The following is a 10,097-nucleotide window of genomic DNA, read 5'->3' as shown; positions in this document are numbered from 1 at the left end:
GAGCCGGTGGACGAGCTGGCCGCGCACGCGGGCGCCAAGGCGCTCGCCGCGGCCGGTCTCGTCCCGGCGGACGTCGATCTCGTACTGGTCGCGACCTCCACCGCGACCGACCGCTCGCCGAACACGGCGGCCCGGGTCGCCGCCCGGCTCTCCATGGGCTCGCCCGCGGTGATGGACCTCAATGTCGTGTGCGCGGGCTTCACCCATGCCCTGGCCACGGCCGACCACGCCGTACGGGCGGGCTCCGCGTCCCGGGTGCTGGTCATCGGCGCCGACAAGATGACCGCCGTCACGGACTGGGCGGATCGTTCCACCTGTGTGCTGGTGGGCGACGGCGCGGGCGCGGCGGTGGTCGTGGCGACCGGTGCCGCCGAGGAGCCGGGCATCGGCCCGGTGCTCTGGGGCTCGGTGCCGGAGATGGGCCACGCCGTACGGATCGAGGGCACTCCGCCGCGGTTCGCCCAGGAGGGCCAGTCGGTCTACCGCTGGGCCACCACCCAGCTGCCGCCCATCGCGCGCAAGGTCTGCGAGAAGGCGGGAGTCACTCCCGAGGAACTGGCCGCGGTCGTGCTCCATCAGGCCAATCTGCGGATCATCGAGCCGGTCGCCCAGAAGATCGGCGCGGTCAACGCCGTGATCGCCCGCGATGTCGTGGAATCGGGCAATACGTCCGCCGCGTCGATCCCCATGGCCCTGTCCAAACTTGTGGAGCGCCGAGAGGTCGAATCCGGTGCCCCGGTGCTGCTCTTCGGCTTCGGAGGGAATCTCTCCTACGCGGGACAGGTCATCCGCTGCCCATAACCCCGGCCGTTCTCGGTAGACTGTAGACGATAGCCAATGTCTTGAAGTGAGTCGCTGCCGTCATTGACACCGCCGGCCATGAGGGGGACCCGCGATGTTGTCCGCGAAATTGGCACAGGGAGCCGTACCCAAGCTCGAACGGCCCGGTCCGCTGCGTGAGCGCGTGTACGAAGCCCTGCTCGAACTGATCACGACCAGGGCGCTCCGGCCCGGCCAGCATCTCGTCGAGAGTGAACTCGCGGGCCATCTCGGAGTCTCCAGGCAGCCGGTGCGCGAGGCGCTCCAGCGGCTGAACACTGAGGGGTGGGTCGATCTGCGCCCGGCCCAGGGCGCCTTCGTCCATGAGCCGACGGAGGAGGAGGCGGATCAGCTCCTCTCGGTCCGTACGCTCCTGGAGGCGGAGGCCGCCCGGCTGGCCGCGGCCAACTCCGGCACGGCCGGGATCGCCGCCCTGGAGGCGCTCTGCGCCCAGGGCGAGCAGTCCGTGGCGGACGACGACGTCGATCTGACGGTCGCCACCAACGCGGCCTTCCATGCCAAGGTCATGGAGCTGGCGGGCAATGTCGTGCTCGCCGAGCTGGCCGCGCAGGTGGACCGCCGGGTCCGGTGGTACTACACGCCGGTCGCCAGACAGCGCGGCAAGCAGTCCTGGATCGAGCACCGCGAGCTGATCGAGGCGATCTCGGCGCGTGACGAGCGGCGTGCGGTCGAGGTCATGAAGGGCCACACGGAGCACACCCGCAGCACCTATCACCACCGTACGCAGATCTGATCCACCTATAACCGGACGATCCGGACGAATCACCTATAAGGCCCCATGGGGTCTCAAAAGGCATGCCAAAAAACAGCTTTGTCCTCGGTGTGGAGAAAGTTGGGACTGATTCCCGCTCAACTTCTTCCCACTGAGGGCAAGCGCTGCTACGTTCCCTCGAAAGCCGACAGACATGGCCGAGAAGGCGGGGAGGGGCGCGTGAGACGTATGACGGCACGACCCGCGAACGCCCATCAGGCGCGACTGCTCAGACTGCTGCGCGACGGTGGGCCCAACTCCCGTGCGCAGCTCGGCGATCAGGTCGATCTGTCGCGCTCCAAGCTCGCCGTCGAGGTGGACCGGCTGCTGGAGACCGGTCTGGTCGTCGCCGACGGGCTCGCCGCCTCACGCGGCGGCCGGCGCTCCCACAACATCCGGCTGGCGCCCGCCCTGCGCTTCCTCGGCGTCGACATAGGCGCCACCTCCATCGATGTGGCCGTGACCAACGCGGAGCTTGAGGTACTGGGACATCTCAACCACCCCATGGATGTCCGCGAAGGGCCCGTCGCCGTCTTCGAGCAGGTGCTCGCCATGGCGGCCAAGCTCAAGGTCACCGGACTCGCCGAGGAGTTCGACGGAGCGGGGATCGGAGTCCCGGGCCCGGTCCGCTTTCCCGAGGGTGTCCCGGTCGCGCCGCCGATCATGCCCGGCTGGGACGGCTTCCCGGTACGGGAGGCCCTCAGCCAGGAGCTCGGCTGCCCGGTCATGGTCGACAACGATGTGAATCTGATGGCGATGGGCGAGCAGCACGCGGGTGTCGCGCGCTCCGCCGGAGACTTCCTCTGTATCAAGATCGGCACCGGTATCGGCTGCGGCATCGTCGTCGGCGGCGAGGTCTACCGCGGTACGACCGGCAGCGCCGGCGACATCGGCCATATCCAGGTCGTGGCGGACGGCCGCGCCTGCGCCTGTGGCAACAAGGGCTGTCTGGAGGCCTACTTCAGCGGTGCCGCGCTCGCCCGTGACGCCGAGGACGCGGCGCGTACCGGGCGCTCGCCGGAGCTGGCCGGACGGCTGGAGGCATCGGGCCGGCTCAGCGCCGTCGATGTGGCCGCGGCTGCCGCCGCCGGAGATCCCACCGCGCTGGATCTGATACGCGAGGGCGGTAACCGCGTCGGTCAGGTCATCGCCGGACTCGTCAGCTTCTTCAACCCGGGCCTGGTGGTGATCGGCGGCGGTGTGACCGGCCTCGGCCACACCCTGCTGGCCAGCGTCCGCACCCAGGTCTACCGGCAGTCACTGCCGCTGGCCACCGGCAATCTCCCCATCGTCCTGGGGGAGTTGGGCCCGACCGCCGGAGTCACCGGCGCGGCCCGGCTCATCAGCGACCATCTGTTCTCGCCGGCCTGAGGCCGGCGGCACGCACCACCGGACACCACGCACCATCCGCAAGAGCCGCACCACCGAGCACCACCCCGCACCACCCCGCAGGAGCCGCACCGCCCGCACCACCAAGCAGTACCGGCACCACCGGCACCACACGCAGCACCCGCACCATCAGCACCGTCGAGCACGACCGGTACCACCGGCGCACCACCGTAAGAGCCGCACCATCGGCGCCACTTGATCCAGCCGCACCACCGGCACCACCGGCACCACTGGCACGAGCCGTACCCGATGTCGCCGCGCTCCCGTGTCCCACGGGCCCTCGGCACCCGCACGAGCCGCACACCACCGTCACAGCGTCAGCACGAGCCGCAGCACACGCACCGTACGACCGGCGTCGCCGTACCCGTACGACCTCACACAGCTCCGCCGCACCTGGTTCCGCCCTGCCCTTGTTCTGCTCCGCCTCTGTTCTGTCCTGCCCGCAGGGCGGGCCGCATCCGCCGAGGGGATTACGCCATGGCACCAGCACCACCACAGAGCCCTCTGCTCACCATGTCCGGCATCACCAAGATCTTTCCTGGCGTCCGCGCGCTCGACGGTGTGGACCTGGAGGTCCAGGCGGGCGAGGTCCACTGCCTGCTGGGCCAGAACGGCGCCGGCAAGTCCACTCTCATCAAGGTGCTCGCCGGGGCTCATCAGCCCGACGGCGGAGTGATCACCTGGCAAGGTGAGGAGGTCACGCTCAAGTCGCCCGTCGCCGCCATGAAGCTCGGGATCGCCACCATCTACCAGGAACTCGACCTGGTCGAGGGCCTGTCGGTCGCCGAGAACATCTTCCTCGGCCATGAACCGACCACCGCGGGCTTCGTGGTCAGGGGCCGGGAGGCGAGGAGCGCGGCGACGGCGCTGCTCAAGCGGCTCGGCCACCCGGAGATCCAGGCGCACCGGCCGGTCGGCTCGCTCTCCGCCGCCCAGCAGCAGATCGTGTCCATGGCACGGGCCCTCTCCCACGACGTACGGCTCATCGTGATGGACGAGCCGTCGGCCGCCCTCGATCCCGACGAGGTCGACAATCTCTTCCGGGTCGTGGCCACACTGACCGCCGACAATGTCGCCGTCATCTATATCTCCCACCGGCTGGAGGAGATCCGGCGCATCGGCGACCGTGTCACGGTCATCAAGGACGGTCGTACCGTGGCCGTCGCCCTGCCGGCCAAGGAGACGCCGACCCGTGAGGTCGTCGCCCTGATGACCGGCCGCGACGTCGAGTACGTCTTCCCCGAGCGGCCCGCGCCGGCCACGGCCGCAGCCGCGTCGGCCGAGCCCGTACTGCGCGTCGAAGGGCTCGCCAGGGAGGGTGAGTTCGCGCCTGTCGACCTCGAACTGCGGCCCGGCGAGATCGTCGGACTCGCGGGACTCGTCGGCTCGGGACGCTCCGAGATCCTGGAGACCATTTACGGGGCACGCAAGCCCAGCGCGGGCCGTGTCCTAGTCAACGGCACTCCGCTGCGGCCCGGCAGCGTACCCGCCGCCGTACGCGCGGGACTTGGGCTGGCGCCCGAGGAACGCAAGGCCCAGGGCCTGCTGATGCTCGAATCGGTCACCCGCAATGTGTCGGTGTCCTCGCTCTCGCGGTTCGCGCGGATCGGCTGGCTCGACCGCTCGGCGGAACGGACCGAGGCCAGGGCGGCCACCAGGGAGCTCTCCCTGCGCCCCGACAACCCGGACGTCCCGATCCGTACGCTCTCCGGCGGCAATCAGCAGAAGGCGGTCCTCGCCCGCTGGCTGCTGCGCGGCTGCCGTGTCCTGCTGCTCGACGAACCGACACGCGGTGTCGATGTCGGCGCCCGCGCCGAGCTGTACGCCGTGATCCGCCGGCTGGCCGACGAAGGCCTCGCCGTGCTGCTCGTCTCCAGCGAGGTACCCGAAGTACTGGGCCTCGCCGACCGGGTGCTGGTGCTCCGTGAGGGCCGGATCGTCCATCGGGCGCCCGCCCAGGAGCTTGACGAGCACCGTGTACTCGACCTTGTGATGGAAGGGAGCCCGACGCCATGAAACAGCCTGCCTCCGAGGCGCAGCAGGGCGGGCCCGACGCCGCGGCCACGTCCGAGCCGCCCACGCCCGCCACGACTGCCTCATCCACGTCCGCAGCCAAGTCCCCGGGGGAGAAGGGCGGGTGGCGTGCCCTCGGGCTCCGTCTCGACGTCCGTAACCTCTCCCTACTCGGCGTGCTCGCCGCACTGATCGTCGTCGGCGGTATCACCAAGCCGGATCAGTTCCTGGACACCAACAACCTCCAGCTCGTCCTTACCCAGGCCTCGGTCATCGGTGTGGTCACGGTCGGTATGACCTTTGTGATCACCAGCGGTGGTATCGATCTGTCGGTGGGCGCGATCGTGGCGCTGTCCTCCGTCTGGGCGACGACACTCGCCACTCAGGAGTACGGCTTCGCCGGCATCCTCTTCACCGCCGTGGTCGTCGGTCTCGGCTGTGGACTGGTGAACGGACTGCTGATCGCGTACGGCGGGATGGTGCCGTTCATCGCGACTCTCGCGATGCTCGCCTCCGCCCGCGGTCTCGCACTCCAGCTCACCGACGGCAAGACCCAGATCGTCACCGTCAACTCGGTGCTCGACCTCGGTATCCCCGACTCGTACATCCTCGGGATACCGCCGCTCGTACTGGTCTTCGCCGCCGTCACGGTCATCGGCTGGCTGGTGCTCAACCGTACGACCTTCGGCCGGCGCACCGTCGCCGTCGGCGGCAACGCGGAGGCCGCCAGGCTCGCCGGTATCGACGTACGGCGCCAGCGCCTCTATCTCTATCTGCTCTCCGGGCTCTGCTGCGGTATCGCGGCCTTCCTGCTGATCATCCTGGCGGGCTCGGGACAGAACACCAACGGAAACCTGTACGAGCTGGACGCCATCGCCGCGGCGATCATCGGCGGCACCCTGCTCAGCGGCGGCCGAGGCACCATCGTCGGCTCCGTCCTCGGTGTTCTGGTCTTCACCACGATCACCAATATCTTCGCGCTCAACAATCTCCAGAGCGATGTCCAGCAGATCGCGAAGGGCGCCATCATCGTCGCCGCCGTACTGGTCCAGCGCCGCACCGTGCGCAACGGCGAGGCCTGACCTCCGACCTCGCACCCGCTACTCCTGTACCGCCCTAACGTGAAGGGTTGAACCGCCATGCCAGAAACCAGCCGCAGAGGACTGCTCTTCGGCACCGCCGCCATCTCCGCGGGTGCCTTCCTCACCGCCTGTACCAGCAATGAGCCCGAGAAGAAGGAGTCGGCGGCCAACACCCAGCCGGCCGCCGCCGACGACAAGCCCGGCACGCCCGTCACCATCGGCTTCGCCGGCCCTCAGGCCGACCACGGCTGGCTCAACGCGATCAACGAGAACGCCAAGTCGCGTGCGGCGAGGTACTCGGAGGTGACGCTGGACATCACCGAGGGCTCCAACGACACCGCTGCCCAGATCGGCCAGGTCGAGACGCTGATCAACAAGAAGGTCGACGTCCTGGTGATCCTGCCGGCCGACGGCAAGGCGCTCACCCAGGTCGGGCTGAAGGCCATGCGCGCCGGTATCCCGGTCATCAACCTGGACCGGATCTTCGCCGATCCGCAGGCGTACCGCTGCTGGGTGGGCGGCGACAACTACGGCATGGGCGTCAGCGCCGGCAACTACATCGGCGAGAAGCTCAAGGACAAGCCGAACGCCAAGGTCATCGAGCTGGCCGGGATCGACAACCTGGAGCTGACCCAGCAGCGCACCCAGGGCTTCGACGACGCCCTCAAGAACTTCCCGAACATCAAGAAGGTCGCCCGCCAGGCGGCCGACTTCACCGTCGAGTCGGGCCAGGCCAAGATGGCCCAGCTCCTCCAGGCACAGCCCAGCTTCGACGCGCTCTGGAACCACGACGACGACCAGGGTGTGGGCGCGCTGCGCGCCATCCAGCAGGCGGGCCGTGACGGCTTCCTGATGGTCGGCGGCGCCGGTGCCAAGGCGGCGATGGACGCCATCAAGGCCGACAACAGCGTGCTCAAGGCCACCGTGCTCTACCCGCCGACCATGGCCGCCTCCGCCATCGATCTGGCCCGCGCACTGGGCCAGGCCAAGGGCGTCAGCGGTCTGGCCGAGCTGGAGATCCCGGCCTCGCTCACCTGCTACTCGGCCGTCGTCGACAAGGAAAATGTCGACCAGTACCTGCCTACGGGCTTCAGCTGACCGGCCTGTTACCGGCCGCCCCCACCAGCGACAGACGAGGAGTACTCCGTATGACCCCCACGGAAGCGTCGGAGAAAGAGGCCGGTGCGCCACCGACACTCGGTATCGGCATGGTCGGATACGCGTTCATGGGCGCCGCCCACTCACAGGGGTGGCGTACCGCGGGACATGTCTTCGATCTGCCGGTGCGGCCCGTGCTCGCCGCGATCTGCGGCCGTGACGAGGGCGCGGTACGGGCCGCGGCGGCCAAACACGGCTGGGCCGCCGTCGAGACCGACTGGCGGCGGCTCATCGAGCGCGACGATGTGCAGGTGGTCGACGTCTGCACACCCGGGGACAGCCATGCGGAGATCGCCATCGCCGCGCTGGAGGCGGGCAAGCACGTGCTGTGCGAGAAGCCTCTCGCCAACTCGGTGGCCGAGGCCGAGGCCATGGTCAGGGCCGCGGAGGCGGCGAGGGCACGCGGTCAGCTCGCCATGGTGGGCTTCAACTACCGCCGTGTGCCCGCCGTCTCGTACGCCAGGAAGCTGATCGAGGAGGGCCGGCTCGGCACTCTGCGCCATGTCCGGGTCACCTATCTCCAGGACTGGCTGGTCGATCCGGCCTTCCCGCTCACCTGGCGGCTCAAGCGCGAGCAGGCGGGATCGGGCGCGCTCGGCGATCTGGGGGCGCACATCATCGATCTGGCGCAGTTCCTGACGGGGGAACCGCTGGTCGGTGTGTCCGCGCTCGCGGAGACCTTTGTCAAGGAACGGCCGCTGGTCAGCGGGGTGTCGGCGGGACTCTCCGCGACCGGCGGCGGCGAGGTCGGCCCGGTGACCGTGGACGACGCCGCGGTCTTCACGGGCCGGCTCGCCTCGGGCGCGCTGGCCTCCTTCGAGGCCAGCCGGATGGCGGCGGGACGCAAGAACGCGCTGCATCTGGAGATCAACGGCGAGCTCGGCTCGCTCGCCTTCGATCTGGAGCGTCTCAACGAGCTGTCGTTCCACGACCACACCGAGCCCGCGCCCTCCTCCGGCTTCCGCCGGATCCTGGTCACGGAGCCGGAGCATCCCTATCTGGACGCGTGGTGGCCGCCGGGCCACGCGCTCGGCTACGAGCACACCTTTGTCCACCAGGCCCGCGATCTGGTCGAGGCGGTCGCCGCCGGGACCGATCCGGTGCCGTCCTTCGCGGACGGGCTCCAGGTGCAGCGGGTGCTCGCGGCGGTGGAGGACAGCGCGGCGAAGAACGCGGTGTACACGCCGGTGCCGCAGCTGTCGGAAACCGACGGCGCGTCCGCGTAACAGGTAGAAGAGGACATAGCTGACGCAGCAGTGCCAAGCGAAGGCACAGCACCTAGAGAAGGAGGTCCGAATGCCACGTCCGTTCACGCTGTTCACCGGCCAGTGGGCCGATCTGCCCTTGGAGGAGGTGTGCAGGCACGCGCGTGACTTCGGTTACGACGGTCTGGAACTCGCCTGCTGGGGAGACCACTTCGAGGTCGACAAGGCGCTTTCCGACCCCGGCTATCTGGACGGCCGCCACCAGCTCCTCGACAAGTACGGTCTGAAGTGCTGGGCGATCTCCAACCATCTCGTCGGCCAGGCCGTCTGCGACAACCCCATCGACGAGCGCCACCAGGGCATCCTGCCGTCCCGTATCTGGGGCGACGGCGAGCCCGAGGGCGTCCGGCAGCGAGCGGCCGCCGAGATCAAGGACACCGCCAGGGCCGCGGCGGCGTTCGGCGTCGACACGGTCATCGGCTTCACCGGATCCTCGATCTGGCACCTCGTCGCGATGTTCCCGCCCGTGCCGCCCGGCATGATCGAGCGCGGGTACGAGGACTTCGCGGAGCGGTGGAACCCGATCCTCGATGTCTTCGACGCCGAGGGCGTGCGGTTCGCGCATGAGGTTCATCCGAGTGAGATCGCGTACGACTACTGGACCACCAAGCGCGCGCTGGAGGCGGTCGGCAACCGGCCGGCGTTCGGGCTCAACTTCGACCCGAGCCACTTCGTCTGGCAGGACCTGGACCCGGTCAACTTCCTCTACGACTTCCGGGACCGGATCTACCACGTCGACTGCAAGGAGGCGCGCAAGCGCCTCGACGGCCGCAACGGCCGGCTCGGCTCGCATCTGCCCTGGGGCGACCCGCGGCGCGGCTGGGACTTCGTCTCGGCCGGCCACGGCGATGTCCCCTGGGAGGACGTCTTCCGGATGCTGCGGTCGATCGGTTACGAGGGCCCCATCTCGGTCGAGTGGGAGGACGCGGGCATGGACCGCCTGGCCGGCGCGCCCGAGGCCCTGAAGGACCTGAAGCGCTTCGACTTCGACGCGCCCACAGCCTCCTTCGACGCGGCCTTCGGCGGCGGCGAGTAGCGGTCCGGGCTCCTGCGGAGCCGGACAAGCCTGGTGGTGAGCGTTACCACCAGGCGGTCCGGCCTGCCCGGAATCCCCTTTGTCCTGAGGGAGGAAGAAGTGCAACATCTCCTCTGCGCAAGGGCTTTCGGTCCCGGACGAACACAGCTACGGTCCACTCAGATGTAACTGAGATGTACAGGACATAGGTGGTCCCCGATGTGACGGCGCATGTCGGTGACTCAGCCACCTCCCCCGAGGATCCGGTGCAGGACGAGCACCGCCCCCGAGAGGCGAGCGCGATCGCATGCCGCGCTCCATTGGCAACCCGCACGTACGAACAGCCCATTGTGGAGGACTTTCGTGCACAGAAAACGCCCCAGAGCCAGAACCCTCCTCGCACTCCTGACGGGCGCCCTGCTCGCAGGTTCGAGCATCAGCGCCGTACCCGCCGCCGCGCACCCGGATCACCCGGACGTCGCGGAGGAAAGCTTTCAGCAGGTGACCCTCGCGAAGGGTGCCGACGAGGTGGGCGAGCCGATGTCGCTCGCCGTCCTGCCGGACCGGCAGGGGCTGCACACCTC

General features: G+C 69.1%; 9 protein-coding genes. All 9 read left to right on the top strand.

All coding sequences use genetic code 11. The features are described 5' to 3' along the window. Window positions 1-801 (top strand): beta-ketoacyl-ACP synthase 3 (locus tag GA0115259_RS26270; protein ID WP_093601604.1); only part of this gene is annotated, 801 nt, incomplete at its 5' end. A 94-nt stretch (window positions 802-895) separates the two neighbouring features. Next, a complete protein-coding gene (locus GA0115259_RS26265; RefSeq protein WP_093601602.1) occupies window positions 896-1,573 on the top strand; it encodes a GntR family transcriptional regulator in 678 nt (225 codons plus the stop codon). Window positions 1,574-1,780: 207 nt separating this feature from the next. Then, on the top strand, window positions 1,781-2,962 hold the full coding sequence (locus GA0115259_RS26260) for an ROK family transcriptional regulator (protein ID WP_093601600.1): 1,182 nt from the start codon (window positions 1,781-1,783) through the stop codon (window positions 2,960-2,962). A 495-nt stretch (window positions 2,963-3,457) separates the two neighbouring features. Beyond that, window positions 3,458-4,996: a sugar ABC transporter ATP-binding protein gene (locus GA0115259_RS26255; RefSeq protein WP_093601598.1), complete on the top strand. Its 1,539-nt coding sequence runs from the start codon at window positions 3,458-3,460 to the stop codon at window positions 4,994-4,996. Further along, the gene (locus tag GA0115259_RS26250; RefSeq protein ID WP_093601596.1) at window positions 4,993-6,075 is read left to right on the top strand and encodes an ABC transporter permease; all 1,083 of its coding nucleotides are present in this window, start codon (window positions 4,993-4,995) and stop codon (window positions 6,073-6,075) included. Before GA0115259_RS26255 ends, GA0115259_RS26250 begins: the two co-directional genes overlap by 4 nt. Before the next feature lie 57 nt (window positions 6,076-6,132). Continuing rightward, window positions 6,133-7,173 (top strand): substrate-binding domain-containing protein, encoded by a 1,041-nt coding sequence (locus tag GA0115259_RS26245; RefSeq protein WP_093601594.1) that lies wholly within the window; start codon window positions 6,133-6,135, stop codon window positions 7,171-7,173. Between the two features lie 50 nt (window positions 7,174-7,223). Beyond that, window positions 7,224-8,459, top strand: coding sequence for a Gfo/Idh/MocA family protein (locus GA0115259_RS26240; RefSeq protein WP_093601592.1), 1,236 nt, complete (start codon window positions 7,224-7,226; stop codon window positions 8,457-8,459). 70 nt (window positions 8,460-8,529) lie between these two features. Continuing rightward, window positions 8,530-9,534 carry a sugar phosphate isomerase/epimerase family protein gene (locus GA0115259_RS26235; RefSeq protein ID WP_093601590.1) on the top strand — a complete coding sequence of 335 codons (1,005 nt, stop codon included), beginning with the start codon at window positions 8,530-8,532 and terminating at the stop codon, window positions 9,532-9,534. Window positions 9,535-9,876: 342 nt separating this feature from the next. After that, a partial coding sequence (locus GA0115259_RS26230) for a hypothetical protein (protein WP_237540509.1) occupies window positions 9,877-10,097 on the top strand: 221 nt, incomplete at its 3' end.

Origin of the sequence: Streptomyces sp. MnatMP-M17 (assembly GCF_900091995.1) — a bacterium.
In the GTDB taxonomy this organism is placed as follows: domain Bacteria; phylum Actinomycetota; class Actinomycetes; order Streptomycetales; family Streptomycetaceae; genus Streptomyces.
Note: the sequence above shows the minus strand (reverse complement) of the source record. Positions and strands in the feature narration are given on the sequence as shown.

What these genes read in the sequence shown, in the direction of transcription:
- GA0115259_RS26250 (WP_093601596.1), top strand. Translation starts at nt 4,993, where the DNA reads ATGAAACAGCCTGCCTCCGAGGCGCAGCAGGGCGGGCCCGACGCCGCG.
- GA0115259_RS26255 (WP_093601598.1), top strand. Translation starts at nt 3,458, where the DNA reads ATGGCACCAGCACCACCACAGAGCCCTCTGCTCACCATGTCCGGCATC.
- GA0115259_RS26260 (WP_093601600.1), top strand. Translation starts at nt 1,781, where the DNA reads ATGACGGCACGACCCGCGAACGCCCATCAGGCGCGACTGCTCAGACTG.
- GA0115259_RS26235 (WP_093601590.1), top strand. Translation starts at nt 8,530, where the DNA reads ATGCCACGTCCGTTCACGCTGTTCACCGGCCAGTGGGCCGATCTGCCC.
- GA0115259_RS26265 (WP_093601602.1), top strand. Translation starts at nt 896, where the DNA reads ATGTTGTCCGCGAAATTGGCACAGGGAGCCGTACCCAAGCTCGAACGG.
- GA0115259_RS26245 (WP_093601594.1), top strand. Translation starts at nt 6,133, where the DNA reads ATGCCAGAAACCAGCCGCAGAGGACTGCTCTTCGGCACCGCCGCCATC.
- GA0115259_RS26240 (WP_093601592.1), top strand. Translation starts at nt 7,224, where the DNA reads ATGACCCCCACGGAAGCGTCGGAGAAAGAGGCCGGTGCGCCACCGACA.